This window comes from Petroclostridium sp. X23, assembly GCF_030013905.1.
In the GTDB taxonomy this organism is placed as follows: domain Bacteria; phylum Bacillota; class Clostridia; order SK-Y3; family SK-Y3; genus X23.
Genome location: NZ_CP124862.1, coordinates 1,638,854 through 1,656,420, shown reverse-complemented (window position 1 = coordinate 1,656,420; position 17,567 = coordinate 1,638,854). Strand labels below are relative to the sequence as shown.

Sequence of the window (17,567 nt, the reverse complement as noted above, 5' to 3'; positions counted from 1 at the left end):
GAGGCTATAGCGGCAAAATGTGTACCAGATTTGTATATAACGGTGATGACATGATCACCGGATTTAATTTTGATATAGACCTTGCTGTGTGGAAACACAAGGTGTTTACAGAAAAATACAAATTCTATATTGGAATCAAGATGACTGATGAAAGCTACCATTCCTTCCACGGCGTTAATGCAAACGGAAATGCAGGTACCCTGCTTTATGTTCACGACAGTAACAACGGAATGGCGTTGGAATAGTTGTAGGAGCTACTATGGGATGTCGGAATATCCAATAGGGTTAAGTGATATCTCATTATACAGTGAAGAACAAAAGATTCATTGTGTCCGGCGGGTCGAGGATAAATGTATGGAAAGATTGGTGGATTTCGTAAGTTTCATGATTACGTTTGAGCGAAAACAATGATGACAAAAGAATTACATTTTTAAAAAATTATTGACAAAAGCTATAGGACGCCATAAAATGGTAGTGTAGTTTAAAAGTATTATTAGGTGAAAGGAGTGTTTTCATATGTTGGTAACTAATTACGAGGTGAATGATAACTGAATTTATTAATTTTGAGACAACCATAAGCCTAATAAGTTTCGGAGGCACGATTTTGGTTATCGTGTTTTTTTGTTGCCTTTTTTAGGGGAAGAATGAACCGTGGGTTGTTGAACCACGGTATTTTTATGCATTTTTTTAGATGAAAAGGAGAATTGAATGAGTAATACGTTATTAATAACAAGCAGTAAGAACTGGATAGAACATACCGCAGTCATGCAGCTAAATGCATTATCGGAATTGGATGGAGTGAGAAGAGTAGTGGGACTGCCTGACCTGCATGCCGGAAAAGTCCCTGTTGGTGTTGCGGTAGTAACCGAAGGAATGATATACCCACATATCATTGGAAATGATATTGGCTGTGGCATGGGTCTATTTAGAACCGGTATTGAGAGAAAAAAATTTAAAAGGGATCGTTGGGTAACGAGGCTTAACCACATCCGGGAATTGGCTGATATTGAAACAATGAATCCTTATGAAGAGCCAAGTCCCATATATGATTTAGGTACAATCGGGTCAGGTAATCACTTTGCAGAATTTCAGATTTTGGAGGAAGTATTTGAACAAGATGAGTTGGAAAAACTCAAGCTCAGTAAAGATGATTTACTGCTGCTGATTCATAGCGGGTCACGGGGATATGGACAGAGTATACTGAGAGAATTTAATGATTGCCATGGGTATCCGTTAAATAGTAATGAAGCAGGGATTTATCTTGAAAAGCATGAACATGCACTGCTTTGGGCAGAGCGCAACCGACTGGTAGTGGCAAATAAGCTGATTAGTTATTTGGGATATGTTTCACAAGTTGAAACTGTGATTGACTGTAAGCATAATTTCTTAGAACAAAAGGGTAATCTTTTTATACATCGAAAAGGAGCAGTTTCAGCAGAAGTTGGAGTGGTAATTGTACCGGGATCAAGAGGATCACTAACCTACATTGTGATGCCAACCGATAAAACAGAGGAAGCGGCATACTCCCTTTCACATGGAGCAGGCAGGAAGTGGGCACGTAGTCTATGCAAATCCCGTATCCGTGATAAATATAATAGAGAAACCATAAGACAAACCAAGCTAAAAAGTCGTATTGTTTGTCATGATACTGATTTGCTTTTTGAAGAAGCACCTGAGGCATATAAGAATATCGATACTGTTATTGAAAGTCTCATGGAGTTTGGTTTGATTAAAATTATTGCAACCCTTAGGCCAGTGCTGACATATAAGGGGTGATAAAATGTTAATACAGATTAGTTCGGGGAAAGGTCCCGCAGAATGTGAATTGGCCGTAGGGAAATTTATAAAAGTCCTCATGCAGGAAGTGAAGAACTTAAAAATAGTTGAAGAAGTAAAAGGACAATATGTGGATTGCTACAAATCAGTGGTATTATCGGCTGATGAGGATGTCAGCCATCTTGAAGGCACGATAAAATGGATTGTGCAAAGTCCTTTCAGACCAAAGCATAAGCGCAGAAACTGGTTTATTGATGTGAGCATATTTAAAGAACCGGAAAGAGTTAGATTTTCAGAAAAGTATGTTCGTTTTGAAACCTTTCGATGCGGAGGACATGGCGGTCAAAATGTTAATAAGGTTGAAACTGGGGTCAGGGCGATTCATATCCCTACAGGGCTCACTGTTGTTTGTACAGAAGCTAGAACCCAGCATATAAACAAGAAATTAGCTTTAAATCGCTTAAGTGAAATTATCAGTAAACAAAACTCAGATATTGAAATGATAGCAAAGCAAACGATGTGGATTCAACATGAACTCTTGGAACGTGGGAACCCCATAAGGGCTTATGAAGGATTAGAGTTTAAGAGGGTAAAGTAGTACAATCATAACCTATAATGATGCGATGAAATGTCTTGCAGTTGGCCTCGGAGCGATCCGGGGTATATTTTTTAGGGTCCATTATATTTGTTGTGATATAGAGCTATAAGTCTTAGTAATGTATTCTCCAAAAGTGTTATTGATAGAATATAGGGACAATGAACCTGTCCCTCTGTCCCAAACGAGTGAACCGTCCACTTATTTGGCATTTAGTTAACAAAAAAGTTCAGGCTTGTTAATATTTTTAAACAATAAGTAGCTCAAACTTAGAAAATTCAAAAAGATCGGATAATGTATATAAACTAATAATAATTAATTTACAAAAATTTGCACATTCTTTATAGAGACAACTAAAAATGTCGAAAATTGTCGGATGCTATGAAGGAGAACAAAGAAAAATGTAGAATATTAAATATAGATACAACAAAAAATTTAGAGGAAGAAGGGAAATGATATTATGAATAAAAGGGTTAGTGGAATAAAGGGAAAGATTTTAATATCTTCAATGGTAGTTATTTTGATAACTCTAGTAAGTATTAGCGGTATTGTAATCCATCAAGTAAATAAAAAGGCTTATGATGATTATTTTAGTAATTCCAGAGAACAAACGATGATCGTTTCCCAGGCAATTAACATTTTCTATGAGCAAATAGACAAAAATATTGATATGTTAGCAACCAATCCTTTGGTAAGGATGGTCGATGATAGTGTTACAACATATAAGCATACAACTGAAGACACCCAAATGAATCCCTCGACCAATGGAGGTATTGAGCAAGAAATCTATGAAGTATTCGAGCAATATGCAAATAGTCACGAAGGCACAAGTTATGTATATCTAGGAACAGAAGATGGAAGATACATACAATGGCCGGAAGAAAGTATAACATCAGGATATGATCCTTCAAAAAGGCCTTGGTTTAATGATGCTGTAAATAATAAGGGAAGTATTATTAGGACAGCTCCATACACTTTTAAGTCTCAGATGCTTACAAGCAATGCTCGTTCATTTACTGACAAAAATGGAAAATTTCTAGGTGCAATAGGAATTGATGTACAACAATCTGATATTAGCGATATGTTAAATCAAATGAAGACCGGTGAAACAGGATATTCAATAATTGTACATAATACAGGTGTAATAATGGCAGATGGAAAAAACGCCGAAAACAATTTTAAGAAAATAGAAGAAGTTGGTATTGAAGGATTAGACAAGCTTCTGGCTGAAGAACTAAAACCATTTGATGTTTTTATTGATGGTGAAAAGTATATCGTCAGTCCACATAAAGTGGAAGGGACTGATTGGATATTAGCATCATTTATGACAGAAAAAGAGTTAAAGTCTAGTGCAAGAGAAATAATATATGTAGTAATGATTTCTGCAGTAACTATACTATTATTAACATCTATTTTGTTCAATTTTGTCTCGGGCAGTATAACAAAACCTATTTTAGCCGTCACAAAGAGAATACAAGATTTTGCTAATTTGGATTTTTCAGAAGATGAAGAATCAAATGAATTAAAATACTTAAACAGAAAAGATGAAACAGGGGATATGGTGAGAGCTCTTAGAACTATGAGAGATAATGTGGCAGAACTTATCCGCAAAGCTGCAGATGCAACGGAACAGGTTGCTGCGTCATCGGAAGAATTAACTGCTACTTCTCAACAATCAGCTACTGCATCAGATGAAGTTGCCAAAACTATTGAGGAAATCGCAAGAGGAGCCAGTGACCAAGCGAAAGACACCGAAACGACAGCCAATAATATAGAAGAGTTAGGTGATTTATTGGAACAAGATTTAAATTATATCAAAGAACTCAATATTGCGGCAGTTCAAATTGAAAAGCAAAAAGAAGAAGGCTTCTTAATTTTGAAAGAGCTTATTGATAAAACTCAGAAAAATAATGATGCTGCAAGCAATGTTTATCAGATTATCATGAGTAACAATGAAAGTGCAGAAAAAATTGAAAGCGCTAGTACTATGATTCAAAGCATTGCAGACCAGACCAACCTTTTAGCTTTAAATGCTGCAATAGAAGCTGCAAGAGCAGGGGAAGCAGGCAGAGGTTTTGCAGTTGTTGCCGAGGAAATAAGAAAGCTTGCAGAACAATCGAATAACTTCACAAATGACATTAAAATTGTAATAAATGAGTTAAAGACAAAATCGCTAAGTGCTGTTGATTTGATGCAACAAACGAAGCAGATTGTTGAGGAACAAGCTGGGAGCGTTGAAGCAACTGAAGGAAAATTTGAAGGAATAGCAGAGGCGATAGATGCTATAAAAACTATAATTAATAAACTTAATCATTCTGCAGACTTAATGGCAGAGAATAAAAACAAAATCATTGAGTTAACGCAAAATCTAGCGGCAATCTCTGAAGAGAATGCTGCTGGAACTGAGCAGGCATCTGCGTCTATGGAAGAGCAAACCGCTACAATTGAAGAAATTGCTAACTCAGGGGAGAACTTATCTACAATTGCAGAAGAATTAAGAGTATTAATAGCGAGATTTAAGGTTTAGTTTTTAAAAGAAACTTTATACGAGTTACAGACAGGGGTACAGACAAGGGGATGGTTCTTGAAGGGGTGAATCGGAAGTTTTGCGCGTAAAAAAAACTCAACCAGCCTGTGAGCACTGCAGTTGAGTCTTTTGATTACTCGCGCAAAATTTTTGATTGCCCAGAAGAAGGAAGTCGCGGTCGGTTGCGGCACATATGGGGATTCAATGTTTTCCTTTCTTGCTTTTTGTGCCAAAGTACTGAAATCGTAAGCACATATTTCTAGATTTTGGTTTCCTTATCTTATCATTCTAGCAGTTTAAGGCATACCTCCCCCCTCCCCAACTAAGAGGCTTAATAATAATTACATATTCAGTTCCAATAATTTTCAAGGTGATGCTCCTTTGGCAAAGGAGTGCATAACCTGTAACCTGTTTTCCTTGCAAGCCGGACACAACAAGATATCTCTTCCGGCTAGAAGACAAATAACCTGCATGGTGGTAAGTCCCTCATATTTAGGCTTGTAAATAGGGCTTAGGGTTAGTTTTCTGCAAAGCTCTAACTTCGTCTTTTTGTTTCTGTTAGCAAGGAGCCCATAGTGTCTTATTTTTACAAAACCCTTAGGGAGAATATGCATCAAAAAACGTCGGATGAATTCAATTCCTTTCATAGTTAGCATCTTTGTCTTGTTACCGTCTTTGTAGTCTTTTTGGCATTACAAACACCTTGGCAAACTCGTTAGATATTGTGATGATTTTGTAATAGTATGTAGAACCAAGAAAGAAGCAGAGCATGCCTTGCAAGCAGTAAAATCCATAATGGGAAAGTTGGAGCTAGAACTGCATCCTGATAAAACGAAGCTGGTTAGTATGTGGGATGGAAAGGAAGGATTTGATTTTCTAGGATTTCACCATAGAAGAAAATTATCTGAAACAGCAAGTGGTCAGAAATTCAGTGAAACACATCAATTTCCGTCAAACAAAGCTATGCAGAAGATGAGGGATAATCTCAAAGGTGTATTTGCCAGCAGGTCAACGTTGTTGCTGGACGTACACAAGATGATTGAAATTCTTAATCCTAAGATAGTAGGAATGAGAAACTATTATGCATTGAAGAACGCAGGCAAGCAACTGAACAAAATGGATTGGTATATTATCAAGAAATTTACCTTGTGGCATAACTACAAGACACAGAATAAAAGGCGATATGCTAGGATTTCAAAGGTTCGAAAGATTATTTACAATAATGGATTACAAAGACTTGCAGTTTAATGAATGCTGAAGGAAGAAGAATATCGGAAAGCCGTGTGCGGGAGAATCGCATGCACGGTTTGATGAAGGGGGGAATGAAATTTCATTCCCCTACTCTACTACATTTTAAACTATTTGTAAGAGAAGCAGAATGAATTTTTATTATTTCAAATCGATGATATGACCTTACCCCCCGCACTGGAGGTATTCTCTCTGTCTATGAAATCAGAGTAAAGTCACAGCTTCCTTATCTTTAAATAATGTTGCTTTTCCCAAGATTAAATCGGATAGTGAGAGACTGTCTTTATAATATAGGAATTGAATAGTTAGAAAATCAGCATTTCCTGATACATATTTGCCTTGCCGCTCACGAATATTTCTACTTGGCTTATCAAAAACAGTTAATACATCTTCGGGCTTTATTTCACTTAACTTCATATCAATACCTCCTATGCTATAGTTTTTCCTTACATTAAAGTTCGGGTAGGAGAGCGCCTTCAGTGCAACTCTTAAAATCTGCTAATTACCATCTCATCCCATTCCCTCTGTATCAGGCGATTTCTTATTTTACCCATAAAATTAAAAAAGCTACCTCAAAAAGAGATAACTTTATTCAACGGAAATTTAAGCAAGATAAACATTAGTTGCTTGCATACCACGCTGGCCTTTTTCCATATCAAAGCTCACTCTTTGCCCTTCATCCAAGCTTTTGTAGCCACTTGACTGAATTGAAGAAAAATGAACGAATACATCATCTCCACCATCCACGGTAATAAATCCAAATCCTTTTTCTGCGTTGAACCATTTTACTGTACCATTATTCATATTGGTACCTCCATCAATTATATTATATTTCGTTGTAAAAACAAAAGCACATATTCTTGCAAATGACCTTAAATCATTTACAAAAAAATGTGCAAATAATTATCACTTTTAAAATACTTCTTTATTATAGCACGTGTTTAACGGTGTGTCAATTTATTTATTTAACAATGATACAATAATAAGTATTTGTGTTACTGTTCAGAGGCTAACTTGAACTAAATAAGCCGATGGTTTAGACTTATACATGTCAAAACCGGGTTTTCAACACTTCCTTCAATAGAATATAAACTGATAAAGTCAGGAGATGCTCTAAATATAAGGCTATCCTGATTTTTTTGTTGTCAAATTTTGCATTAAATATGTTGTATGGTGTTGTATTTTATGATATAATAGAAGTGGAGGTGTAATATGAAGCTAAACTATGATAGAAAATCCAAAGATCCAACTTACTTTATCCAGATGGGAATCAGAAATGGGAAAAAAACCACAACAAAAAATGTAAAACGAATCGGAAAGCATTCTGAGTTGCTGGTCATCACCCCTGATCCTCTTGCATATGCAAAAAAGCAGGTGGAAGAATTCAACAAAGAGTACCAGGAAGGGAAAATAGACATGAGTTTCAAGGTTGATTATACTGAGAAACTCTCAGCCACCAAAGATATCTCTTCTAGATCCGCTCTCCTAAATGTTGGATATTTTGTTCTGCAAAATATATATCATGACCTCAAACTGTCGGATTTCTTTAAGGATATAAAAAGCAATTCCAAGATCACTTTTGATTGCAATACCATCAATCGTTTCCTTACATTTGCAAGGATTCTGGATCCTAAATCAAAGTTAGGGACCTTTGACAGGCTTGATTCCTATTACGAAATGCCCTCTTTCGAGTACCAGCATATATTGCGTTTCATGGATTTACTGGAAGAACACTACGACAACTATCTAGAGCATTTGTACACCAACAGTGAAAGTATCATCAAGAAAAACACGTCTGTATGCTATTTTGACTGCACCAATTATTACTTTGAGTCAGAAGATGAAGACGATGAATATGTAGATGAAGCCACCGGCGAGATTTTGAAAGGTCTTCGCAGATATGGTCCTTCCAAAGAACATCGACCCAATCCAATTGTTCAGATGGGATTATTCGTGGACGGAAACGGGATTCCTATATCTATGTGCATCAACTCAGGCTCTGACAATGAGCAGAAATGTGCTGTTCCATTGGAACAGAAAATCACAAAAATGTTTAACAATAAGCAATTCATTTATTGTGCAGATGCAGGGCTTGGCTCATTTAATATACGAAAATTCAATTCCATGGGAGGAAGGGCATTTATAGTAACCCAGTCTGTGAAAAAACTTTCCGACAAACTGCAGAAAGCTGTTTTTAATGATTATGATTATCGGCGCATTTCTGATGATTCTCCTATTACCATCAGCCGCATGAAGGAATTCGACAGATTTAACAAAGAAAACCTGCCTCTTTATAACGATACTGTTTATAAAATCATAGATGCAGACAATGCCATAGATGTTGGTCTGTACGAGGAAAAAATATATAAGAATGGTAAGTCCAGAATGGTAAAATCAAAGGCACTTCTGAAACAGAAAATCATCATCACATTTTCAAGAAAAATGATGGAATACCAAAGACATATAAGAAATGCCCAGATTGAACGGGCTAAAAACATCCTCAACAATAAAAATGTAGAGGATGTAAAAAAAGGACCTCATGATGTCACACGTTTTATCAAGAGGACATCTAAAGGTCAAGACGGTGAAAAAGCTTCTGACTACTATGAAATTGACCATTCCATCATTGATAGAGAAGAAAAATACGATGGCTACTATGCAGTCGCCACAAATCTAGAAGATGATGCTAAATCAATACTTGCGGTAAATTCAAAGCGCTATAAAATTGAGGATTGTTTTCGGGTACTGAAAACCAATTTCAATGCCAGACCAGTTTATCACAGAAATCGCAACCGGATTATTGCACACTTCATGGTTTGCTATACGGCTTTACTGATTTATCGGCTGCTTGAAAACAAACTGGATCAGTATGGAACACATTTCACTACAGATAATATTCTTGACACGCTACGAAACATGAATGTCATGAATACACAGGACGCTTTTTATACAGCAACATACACAGGAAGTCAGGTATGTACGACATTAAACGGCATATTTGACTTAGGGTTAGACAAGAAATTCTATCTCCCGAAAGAACTAAACAAAAAAATAAAAAAAATTTTTAATTAACTATTCCATACAACATTTTTAAAATAAGAAAAGAGAAGGAAAGTGGCAATTTAAGCGAGGTTCCTTCTCTAAATTTTTGCATAACTGTCGAAAACGAGATCTTAATACTGCAAAATACTATAGTCAATACCCAATGCAAGAAATCCTTCAAAAACACTATTGACAAATTGGTAATGTTATGAAAAAATATCTATCAAGTTGAGTATGTATAAGAGCAACGGCAGGCTGTGTATAAACGGAAAATAATACTCATATTTATTTATCAGTAATTTACACAATTTAGTCCCCGCACTTTCCAATATCTACTAATATGTAATTTGCAGAGGTTAGAAGGATGTAATAATTCTGCTAATCTCTTCAATATTTTCTTAACTCCTAGTATATTTATTACTCTTTTCATGTTGTAAGCTAAAAAAGCCAAAGAGACCTCCGTCTTTACTGACTTAATTCCTCTTGTCAGAAAATACGATAATCCCCAACCCCTTTTTATAGTACCAAAAGGGTGCTCTACAATCATTTGGCGTTTTTTGTACAGTTCTTTGTTATTGGCGGTTCTTTCATCAATTATATCTAAAAAATCTTGGTCGATAGACCGCGTAATTGCCCTTCCATCTTTACTCTTGGTACATTTATCTTTATACTCACATTTGCTACAAGCTTCATAATTTGCATATTTAATTTGGTGTGCGTATATGGGGACGGTGCGTATATGGGGACGTGCCTGATTTTGCACATAATTATTAACTAGTAACAATTCAAATGATACAATCCTGTTTGGAGGTGGTAAGTATGAGCAGGTCACCAAGGGTATTGAGCCAAACAGGATTGTATCATATTATTTTTAGGGGCTTAAATAGACAGAATATATTTGAAGAAGACGCTGATTTTCACAAAATGCTTGAGATATTATTCGGAATAAAAAAAGAAAGATGTGTCGAAGTATATGCATATTGCTTAATGTATAACCATGTGCATCTGTTTATTAGAGAAAACTGTACGGGCGATATTGTGAAAGTTATGCACAAATTGCTGACGAAATATGTAGGCTGGTACAATTTCAAATACCAGAGAAGCGGAAGTCTTATCGGTAACAGATATAAAAGTGAACCTATAGAAGATGAGCGGTATTTTTTTGCATTGACGCGATATATTCATCAAAATCCGATAAGGGCCGGAATTGTCAAAGAAATAAGCAAATATGCTTGGAGCAGTTATAATGATTATATGTCATTAGATTCAGGAGAAAAGATTACAGATACCTATTTAATACTGGAAATGTTATCTGCTGACGCTGAAGAAGCTAGACGAGAGTTTATCGAGCTACAAAAAGAAATTGGAAGTGAGAACTTCCATATAACCGACAGTAAAAAATTAACTGATGAACAATTACGTAGAAAGGTTATTAAGTGTTTAGACGGGTTAGATCCTAAAGAAATTGGAAACAAGCCTCGAAAAGAGCGAGATGAAATATTGCGATATTTGAGAGAAAAAGAAAAGTTTACAATAGGACAGTTGGAGCGGCTAACGGGTATTTCAAGGGGAATAATTACACGCTGTAACGTGCAAAAATAGGCACGTCCCTAAGCATTCCTAAGCATTCTTCAAAGATGATATTGACAATATTGGCTCTCAAGAACCGCTAATCAATATCGAATATCTCGACTTGATGTTAGAGAATGGTCCTCACTATCCACAAGTAAAAGGTAAAGAAAATCCATACTTAGAAATTACGAGTAGTTTTGTATTTGACACCTCTGGTAAAAGTAAAGAGGAAATTGGCAGTATGAACTTATTTGAAGGAATCAAAATAATCGACAAAGATAATAATGAGTTTATACTAAAATTTAATAAGAAATAGGTATTATGGAATAAACCTAAATTCAGTGTAAGTGAGGAAGGTAAATGAAAACAAAACAAAAAACAGTATTCTTCAGAATAACGGTCGTTTTTATTCTTACCATTTCCTTTTTTTTGCCTTCAAATAAATCGTTAATAAACCAAGAGATGCATAGAGAATTTATAGAAAAGATTGATAAATATGCGCTTTCAGCAAATATGAAGATAGTTCAAATAAAACACAAAAACGAAGGAAACAGCAGTTCCATATCGGTTTCAGCAGGCGCCATTTTCTATTTTTTCTCTGATCCTATGTTCCCATAGGATTAAATTTTCATCTGTGGATTTCAAAATAAAACCTCCCGTCTGATTACTTATTCATAGCGTATCAAACGCGAGGCTTATTTTCACTACAGCAGGTGTTCCACCGCTTACCGAAAGGAGAGAGCTACGGTCAGTTTATTTTTGTACCAACAATCATTAAAAGAATGCAAAAAATAGTAAAAATAGTTCTTTACTTTTACACAAAAATTTTTAGGGTTTTCATAAAATAGTAATTTTTTATTTCGCAATAGGTCTGATGACTTCTAGCCAATTTGGTCTTGTTTTTTTTACAATGTCTACTAAATCAATTAGCATTTCATTTTTCATTACTTGTGCAATAGCATCGTTGATACGAGTATAAGGTGTTTCTAGCACATCGTTAATAATAGCGCCTACAGGACAATTTGGGTTTGGCTTAGAATGAATTGCAATAATATCTTTTGGATTTTCTGCATCGGTAGCACAGAAAATATCGTAAACAGAAATTGTTTCGAGTGGTCTTGCAAGTTGTGTTCCGCCGACACCACGTGTGATGATAATGAGCCCAGCACGTTGTAAGTCACTCAGCAAATTTCTGGTAATGACAGGATTGGTGCCAGTGCTGCGTGAAATAATCGTTCCTGTTAGTTTGCATTTGTCGCCATAGAGTGCCACTAAAAGCATAATATGTATTCCAATAGAAGTTTTTGAACTGATACGCATATATATATTCTCCTTTTAAACATTTTTATGGATATAATTGAAAATTATTTGATGTAATATTTGACATTATAACTGAGTGATGATATATTTTCAATATAACTTTAAAAATTACAACTAAACGAAAGACGATAATAATGTGGAAATAAATAAATTGTTTACAGAAATACAATATAAGCAAATGCGAGTAAAAAATCGTTTGGTAAGAAGTGCTGCATTGGAACTTGGGACCACCCCTGATGGGGGGTTGACCGAAGAATATTTAGCTATTCACCACACATTAGCAAAAGGTGGCGTAGGTACTATTATTACAGGAATTACTGGCATTTCAAAAGAAGGAAGAGTAATGCCAAAGATGGCGCATACGACGCACCCTTCCTATCAAGAAATGTTACATAAAGACGTCAAAAATGTAGAAAGTGAAGGTGCAAAATTAATTGTTCAGCTTTGCTCCTGTGGGATGCTTTCCCATCCGTTATGCGGTAAAGTGTTAGCACCTTCTGCGCTAGGTAACGCAGAAGCAATGAGTATACGTGAGATAGACAATTTAGTCGAGCAATATGTAGCTGCTGCAAAAGTTTGTGAACGTGCAGGTGCACACGGCATTCAGATTCAAGCGGCGCATGGGTTTTTGTTGAATCAGTTTTTAAGTCCACACTTTAATCAGCGAGAGGATGAATATGGTGGCAGCCTTGAGAATCGCTGTCGTTTACTGCGTCGTGTTGTAATGGCTGTTAAAGAGGCAGTGTCACCAATCTTTGCGGTTTTCGTGAAGATGAATCAAAGCGATGAACTAGAAGATGGAATGACTTTTGAAGAAGCTGTTGAGGTAGCAAAAATGCTAGAAGAGAGTCATGTGGATGGTATTGAGATTAGCTGTGGCTTGGTTGGTTCCAAAGAAGGATTACCTAATCGCGTCATAACAAGAAAAGAAGAGGAAGGGTATAATTTCGAGGCGGCATGTCGAATAGCAGATAATATAAATGTTCCGATAATAGCAGTAGGAGGGTTCAGGACATTTTCTGATATTGAAATATGTCTGCAAAAATCAAAGGTCAAAGGAATATCATTGTGTAGACCACTGATCTGTGAACCGGATTTGCCAGAAAAATGGCTTACAGATAGCACATATCAGCCGTGTTGTAAGTCCTGTAATCAATGTTTTATGACAAATCCACTGCACTGTAAGTTTAAAAATATTGACGGGAAATAGATGGTTTTGTATGACAAGGTTTACTATCTGAATAGATTACTACACTATCAATTATTGCTTTTTAAATGAAGGTATTTCCAAGAGAAGATAGACTCTACGAAGCGTAGGTTTTCAAGAGTCTATAAATAGTATATCCTATTTTCATTGGGGAAAGGATAGAAAATCCAGAAGTTCGTTTGTGATTAGGAATAAGCATAGCTTGATTAAAAGAATGATGGAGGTTAGGGAGATGTGTACAGTATTTACAGGCATAGAAGAGGTGACCGAGATAGTAGCAAAAAACTATGATTGTTTTATTGATGAGGGAATGATTTTTACAAATCGGAGAAATATGATGAAAAAGTCATTGGTTATGCCGCCAGAAAAAGAATTTTCATGGATATCCCAGTATGGTAGTGTTACATTTTCACAATCAGGTAAAGGAATGCCTTCTTGTGGAATTAATGAAAAAGGACTTATAGTGGAACAGGCAACACTGCCTGAAACGAAATATCCCAAAAAGGATGAAAGAGCGGAGATTAGCTGTTTGGAAACGATACAGTATTTATTGGATACCTGTATTACTGTAGAACATGCAATTAAAAGTTTTCAAAATTTTAGAATCAGTAATAACTCCGCTAAAATACATTATTTTTTGATGGACAAAGAGGGGAATAAAGGTATTGTTGAATTCTTGAATGGTGCCATAAATTATATATCGGTGAATGATAGGCTTCCGATTATTACAAATAGTAATTATAGAGATATTTTTATCCAAAAAGGAACGTATTCTTCAGAGTATGAAGAAAATTCTTTTATGCGGTTCAAAATTGTAAAATCTGAGTTGCAAAAAGGCGGGAAAATGACGATAGCTCGTGCCTTTACAATACTGGAAAAGGCAAAGAGGACGGATACGATTTGGAGTATTGTCTATGATTTAAATCAAAACAGAATTTATTTTAAATATGGAATACAAGAGAAGAAAATGATAGATTTAAACGGTATTGATTATGGAGAAACAGCAGCATCTTATTTATATGACATGGAGTCGGAAGAAGCTTTTCATTGGCAGCCTTACTGTAGAGAAATGAATCGGAAAAATATAGAACGATTCTATGAAAATCAGAGGGTTTTGCAAATACTGAAGCTACCGGATGCGAAGTTTGTTATTGATGCGATTGATCATCATATAAATCAGATAGAAGAAAAAAATAATTTTCTTTGATTGGTGCGAAAACATTTATCAAGATGCGCAAGCAATGAATAGCTAGTATTTTTAAAGTATGAAGCCATTTGAATATAGAAGAACGAACACAGAGGAGAATGAAAGTGGAAAAAGCAATCTTAAAAATAGAGAATATTCAGAGATATTATGGGAATAAAGGCGTTGTTACGAAAGCAATTGATGATATTTCTTTTGAAGTCAAGGTAGGTGAATTTGTCGGTATTATGGGAGCTTCAGGCTCTGGAAAAACAACATTATTGAATTGTATATCCACCATTGATACTGTGACGGCAGGACATATTATAATTGACGGGGATGATATAACAACTCTACGTGGTAGTAAATTATCCGATTTTAGGCGAGAAAAACTAGGCTTTATTTTTCAGCAGTTTAATTTGTTGGATACCTTAACCGCATATGAAAATATTGCATTAGCCTTATCTATACTGAAAGTTCCAGTTCGTAAAATTGAGACCAAAATAGCAAAAACGGCAAAGTTATTAAATATAGAGGATGTGCTTCATAAATATCCCTATGAAATGTCCGGGGGACAGCAGCAGAGGGTCGCTGCCGCAAGAGCCATTATTACAAAACCGGCACTTATTTTAGCAGATGAGCCAACTGGAGCATTAGACTCCAAATCTGCTTGTATGTTGCTTACACAACTATCTCAATTAAATGAAATAGAGCAAGCAACAATTCTCATGGTAACACATGATCCTGTTTCAGCCTCTTATTGTAAGCGTATTCTTTTTATTAAAGATGGAAGGATATTTCAAGAAATGCTGAGAGAAAATGAAACCAGAAAAGCGTTTTATTAAAAAATACTTCAGGTGGTTTCTTTCCTGGGAGGTGAGCAGGATGATGACATATAAACTGATTGTCAGTAATCTAAGGAGAAATATAAAGGACTACGCAATTTATTTTTTGACACTGACATTGGCAGTAGCTTTATTTTATGCGTTTAATTCAGTAACAGGGGCAAAAGCGCTGGGAAATCTAAACAGTGAACTTTTAACTATGATTGATGCTATGGGACAAATGATAAAATTGAGTTCTGTGACTATCTCTGTTTTATTCTCGTTTTTGATTTTATATGTTAATCGGTTTTTACTGAAACGTAGAAAAAAAGAGTTAGGTATTTACATGCTTCTTGGTATGAAAAAAGGGAAGATATCAAGCATATTTGTCGGGGAGACAGTTCTTATTGGTATTTTGTCATTGGTGTCAGGCATTATTATTGGCATATTCTTAAGCCAACTCCTAACGGTAGCTGCGATTCGTGTGTTTGGTGGCCATGTGAATGATTTTTCCTTGAATTTTTCTATGCAAGGTTTAAAAATCACGTTAGTATGTTTTACAGTTGTTTATATTATTGCAATGCTATTTAACGTGATTTGTGTTTCAAAGGTAAAGCTGCTTGATTTATTGCTGGCGGAAAGAAAAAATGAAGAATTAAAAACAAGAAAAAACTTTGTTTATGTTATTGCATTTATGGCCGGAATTATATTTCTTATATTGACGGCACTGTGTTTTAATACCGGCGAATTGTTACCACAAAAAGAGTTGTTGTTTGCCGGAATGGCATTTGCAGCCCTTGCAACTTTATTGATCTTTTATTCCACTACATCAGTATTGCTTGTTTTAATAAGAAGGCAAAAACATTTTTATTTAAAGAATATTAACTGCTTTTTAGTTCGACAGATTTCTACCAGAATACAAGGAAATTTTATCTCTATGTCGGTGGTATGTATCTTGCTGACGATAACAATTATACTGCTTACAACAGGCGTTAGTATCGCCATGACCATGTCAAGAATGTCAGATGATTACGCACCGTATGATTTTATTTTGATGATGGAAGCAACTGAAGATGAAACAGATGTATTAGAGGAGGCAAAGAATTACGAGTATGGATATGATTTCGGTGAATTTATAGCAAGTAGTTTTCAGATGAATACCTATAAAGCAGATATTACATATGGTGATGTATGGCATGATCAGGACGTTGTACTGTGGGAACATGATGCGGGGTTAACGGACAAAAGCATTCAGGTTTGTAGCATTAGTGATTATAATAAGTGTTTGGTTGCACAAGGGTATGAACCTTTGACATTAGATGACGATGAGTTTTTAATAAATTGTAATTACACGGGAACATATAAGTATATGGAACATTTCCTTGAAAAATCCTCTAAATTAACAGTTGCGGATGCAACGCTGTATCCGGCTAGTAAGGAACTGTTGCATTATGTTTATCAACTAACATCCATTGGAGATAATGATAGGGGAACACTAATTGTATCAGATGCAGTAGCAGAAAAATGTGCGGCAGATGCCGTTTTTGTACAGGGTTTTTGGAAGTTAGGAACAGATACGGATAAGGCGAATACAAAGCTTAATGAACTAACGACTCATGAGGATCATCCACCTTTTATCTGGAATTCCAAAGTCAGAATGACGACGATGTATTATTCCGCTTTAGGACTACCTGTATTCTTATTTACATACATCGGGCTGATTTTTCTTTTGATTTGTGTTGCACTTATTTCTGCTCAACAACTGACGGAAATTTCCGATAATCAAGCAAGATATTTGATTCTCAGGAAACAGGGAGTGTCTGAGAAAATGATGAGTCATACAATATACAAGCAGGTAGGGGTGTATTTCATAGCGCCATTATTTTTAGCTATCTCTTATACAACAGTTTCTCTAAAAAGTGTTTTAGATAAGGTAAGTAGATTTTACAATATGGAAATAGGAGCCTATATATGGATTACAGTACTGCTGATGGCACTTTTTTATGGAGGTTATTATCTCGTTACTTCCGCATCCTGCGTTAGAATGATTTGTGACAGAAAAAATCTATTATATGCAGTAAATTATAACTGCAAAGGCGAATATTGACCGCATTTTAGGCTATAATTTGGGAAATGACAGAAAAGAAAAACATGGTTTTTCGGTAAGATAACTCAAAAGATTAACAGCAATCAATAGAGGGGTTATCAAAAAAGCATAGGTTTTTATCAATTCCGCCCCTTGGCATATTTCTAAAGTGATGGTAAAAATGTTA

The 17,567-nt window shown here is 35.6% G+C and carries 15 protein-coding genes and 3 pseudogenes; 14 read left to right on the top strand and 4 right to left on the bottom strand.

The window, feature by feature from the left end; genetic code table 11:
- Positions 1–17: 17 nt before the first annotated feature.
- The 5 genes and pseudogenes from QKW49_RS08110 to QKW49_RS08090 form a co-directional block, all read left to right on the top strand.
- A pseudogene (locus tag QKW49_RS08110) lies at positions 18–221 on the top strand (conjugal transfer protein); the annotation flags it as partial.
- Between the two features lie 43 nt (positions 222–264).
- Positions 265–411, top strand: a complete 147-nt coding sequence (locus QKW49_RS08105; protein ID WP_282867044.1) for a hypothetical protein — start codon at positions 265–267, stop codon at positions 409–411.
- A gap of 297 nt (positions 412–708) precedes the next feature.
- Entirely contained in the window at positions 709–1,776 is a 1,068-nt protein-coding gene (locus QKW49_RS08100) for an RNA ligase RtcB family protein (protein ID WP_282867043.1), read from the top strand.
- Positions 1,777–1,780: 4 nt separating this feature from the next.
- Positions 1,781–2,374 carry a peptide chain release factor H gene (gene prfH, locus QKW49_RS08095; RefSeq protein WP_282867042.1) on the top strand — a complete coding sequence of 198 codons (594 nt, stop codon included), beginning with the start codon at positions 1,781–1,783 and terminating at the stop codon, positions 2,372–2,374.
- Positions 2,375–2,831: 457 nt separating this feature from the next.
- The gene (locus QKW49_RS08090) at positions 2,832–4,898 is read left to right on the top strand and encodes a methyl-accepting chemotaxis protein (RefSeq protein ID WP_282867041.1); all 2,067 of its coding nucleotides are present in this window, start codon (positions 2,832–2,834) and stop codon (positions 4,896–4,898) included.
- Positions 4,899–5,263: 365 nt separating this feature from the next.
- Here the strand turns inward: QKW49_RS08090 and QKW49_RS08085 are convergent.
- Positions 5,264–5,569: pseudogene (locus QKW49_RS08085) on the bottom strand (transposase); the annotation flags it as partial.
- Between the two features lie 49 nt (positions 5,570–5,618).
- Here QKW49_RS08085 and QKW49_RS08080 point away from each other — a divergent pair.
- Positions 5,619–5,774 (top strand): annotated as a pseudogene (locus QKW49_RS08080) (reverse transcriptase domain-containing protein); the annotation flags it as partial.
- An 87-nt stretch (positions 5,775–5,861) separates the two neighbouring features.
- Positions 5,862–6,146, top strand: coding sequence for a group II intron maturase-specific domain-containing protein (locus QKW49_RS08075; protein WP_349239128.1), 285 nt, complete (start codon positions 5,862–5,864; stop codon positions 6,144–6,146).
- A gap of 204 nt (positions 6,147–6,350) precedes the next feature.
- On the opposite strand, the gene QKW49_RS08070 is transcribed toward QKW49_RS08075, so the two are convergent.
- Positions 6,351–6,563 (bottom strand): hypothetical protein, encoded by a 213-nt coding sequence (locus QKW49_RS08070; RefSeq protein WP_282867040.1) that lies wholly within the window; start codon positions 6,561–6,563, stop codon positions 6,351–6,353.
- Between the two features lie 186 nt (positions 6,564–6,749).
- The gene (locus QKW49_RS08065) at positions 6,750–6,950 is read right to left on the bottom strand and encodes a cold-shock protein (protein ID WP_148890580.1); all 201 of its coding nucleotides are present in this window, start codon (positions 6,948–6,950) and stop codon (positions 6,750–6,752) included.
- A gap of 408 nt (positions 6,951–7,358) precedes the next feature.
- Between QKW49_RS08065 and QKW49_RS08060 the strand changes: the two genes are divergently transcribed.
- The 3 genes from QKW49_RS08060 (at position 7,359) to QKW49_RS08050 (ending at position 11,378) form a co-directional block, all read left to right on the top strand.
- Positions 7,359–9,218 carry an IS1634 family transposase gene (locus tag QKW49_RS08060; protein ID WP_282867038.1) on the top strand — a complete coding sequence of 620 codons (1,860 nt, stop codon included), beginning with the start codon at positions 7,359–7,361 and terminating at the stop codon, positions 9,216–9,218.
- A gap of 789 nt (positions 9,219–10,007) precedes the next feature.
- Positions 10,008–10,790 carry a transposase gene (locus QKW49_RS08055; protein ID WP_282866079.1) on the top strand — a complete coding sequence of 261 codons (783 nt, stop codon included), beginning with the start codon at positions 10,008–10,010 and terminating at the stop codon, positions 10,788–10,790.
- Positions 10,791–11,120: 330 nt separating this feature from the next.
- Positions 11,121–11,378 (top strand): hypothetical protein, encoded by a 258-nt coding sequence (locus tag QKW49_RS08050; RefSeq protein ID WP_282867037.1) that lies wholly within the window; start codon positions 11,121–11,123, stop codon positions 11,376–11,378.
- A gap of 237 nt (positions 11,379–11,615) precedes the next feature.
- Here the strand turns inward: QKW49_RS08050 and QKW49_RS08045 are convergent, their stop codons facing one another.
- A complete protein-coding gene (locus tag QKW49_RS08045) occupies positions 11,616–12,080 on the bottom strand; it encodes an Rrf2 family transcriptional regulator (RefSeq protein WP_282867036.1) in 465 nt (154 codons plus the stop codon).
- 151 nt (positions 12,081–12,231) lie between these two features.
- Here QKW49_RS08045 and QKW49_RS08040 point away from each other — a divergent pair, with 151 nt between their 5' ends.
- The 4 genes from QKW49_RS08040 to QKW49_RS08025 all read left to right on the top strand — a co-directional run bounded on the left by QKW49_RS08040 (position 12,232) and on the right by QKW49_RS08025 (position 17,401).
- Complete coding sequence (locus tag QKW49_RS08040) at positions 12,232–13,290, top strand: NADH:flavin oxidoreductase (protein WP_282867034.1); 1,059 nt, start codon at positions 12,232–12,234, stop codon at positions 13,288–13,290.
- Positions 13,291–13,519: 229 nt separating this feature from the next.
- Entirely contained in the window at positions 13,520–14,494 is a 975-nt protein-coding gene (locus tag QKW49_RS08035) for a carcinine hydrolase/isopenicillin-N N-acyltransferase family protein (protein ID WP_282867033.1), read from the top strand.
- A gap of 104 nt (positions 14,495–14,598) precedes the next feature.
- The gene (locus QKW49_RS08030; protein ID WP_349239092.1) at positions 14,599–15,315 is read left to right on the top strand and encodes an ABC transporter ATP-binding protein; all 717 of its coding nucleotides are present in this window, start codon (positions 14,599–14,601) and stop codon (positions 15,313–15,315) included.
- Positions 15,316–15,355: 40 nt separating this feature from the next.
- Positions 15,356–17,401, top strand: coding sequence for an ABC transporter permease (locus QKW49_RS08025; protein ID WP_282867031.1), 2,046 nt, complete (start codon positions 15,356–15,358; stop codon positions 17,399–17,401).
- Positions 17,402–17,567 lie beyond the last annotated feature (166 nt).

What these genes read in the sequence shown, in the direction of transcription:
- QKW49_RS08075 (WP_349239128.1), top strand. Translation starts at nt 5,862, where the DNA reads ATGCAGAAGATGAGGGATAATCTCAAAGGTGTATTTGCCAGCAGGTCA.
- QKW49_RS08050 (WP_282867037.1), top strand. Translation starts at nt 11,121, where the DNA reads ATGAAAACAAAACAAAAAACAGTATTCTTCAGAATAACGGTCGTTTTT.
- QKW49_RS08035 (WP_282867033.1), top strand. Translation starts at nt 13,520, where the DNA reads ATGTGTACAGTATTTACAGGCATAGAAGAGGTGACCGAGATAGTAGCA.
- QKW49_RS08025 (WP_282867031.1), top strand. Translation starts at nt 15,356, where the DNA reads ATGATGACATATAAACTGATTGTCAGTAATCTAAGGAGAAATATAAAG.
- QKW49_RS08065 (WP_148890580.1), bottom strand. Translation starts at nt 6,950, where the DNA reads ATGAATAATGGTACAGTAAAATGGTTCAACGCAGAAAAAGGATTTGGA.
- QKW49_RS08060 (WP_282867038.1), top strand. Translation starts at nt 7,359, where the DNA reads ATGAAGCTAAACTATGATAGAAAATCCAAAGATCCAACTTACTTTATC.
- QKW49_RS08055 (WP_282866079.1), top strand. Translation starts at nt 10,008, where the DNA reads ATGAGCAGGTCACCAAGGGTATTGAGCCAAACAGGATTGTATCATATT.
- QKW49_RS08045 (WP_282867036.1), bottom strand. Translation starts at nt 12,080, where the DNA reads ATGCGTATCAGTTCAAAAACTTCTATTGGAATACATATTATGCTTTTA.
- QKW49_RS08100 (WP_282867043.1), top strand. Translation starts at nt 709, where the DNA reads ATGAGTAATACGTTATTAATAACAAGCAGTAAGAACTGGATAGAACAT.
- QKW49_RS08070 (WP_282867040.1), bottom strand. Translation starts at nt 6,563, where the DNA reads ATGAAGTTAAGTGAAATAAAGCCCGAAGATGTATTAACTGTTTTTGAT.
- QKW49_RS08090 (WP_282867041.1), top strand. Translation starts at nt 2,832, where the DNA reads ATGAATAAAAGGGTTAGTGGAATAAAGGGAAAGATTTTAATATCTTCA.
- QKW49_RS08105 (WP_282867044.1), top strand. Translation starts at nt 265, where the DNA reads ATGTCGGAATATCCAATAGGGTTAAGTGATATCTCATTATACAGTGAA.
- prfH (WP_282867042.1), top strand. Translation starts at nt 1,781, where the DNA reads ATGTTAATACAGATTAGTTCGGGGAAAGGTCCCGCAGAATGTGAATTG.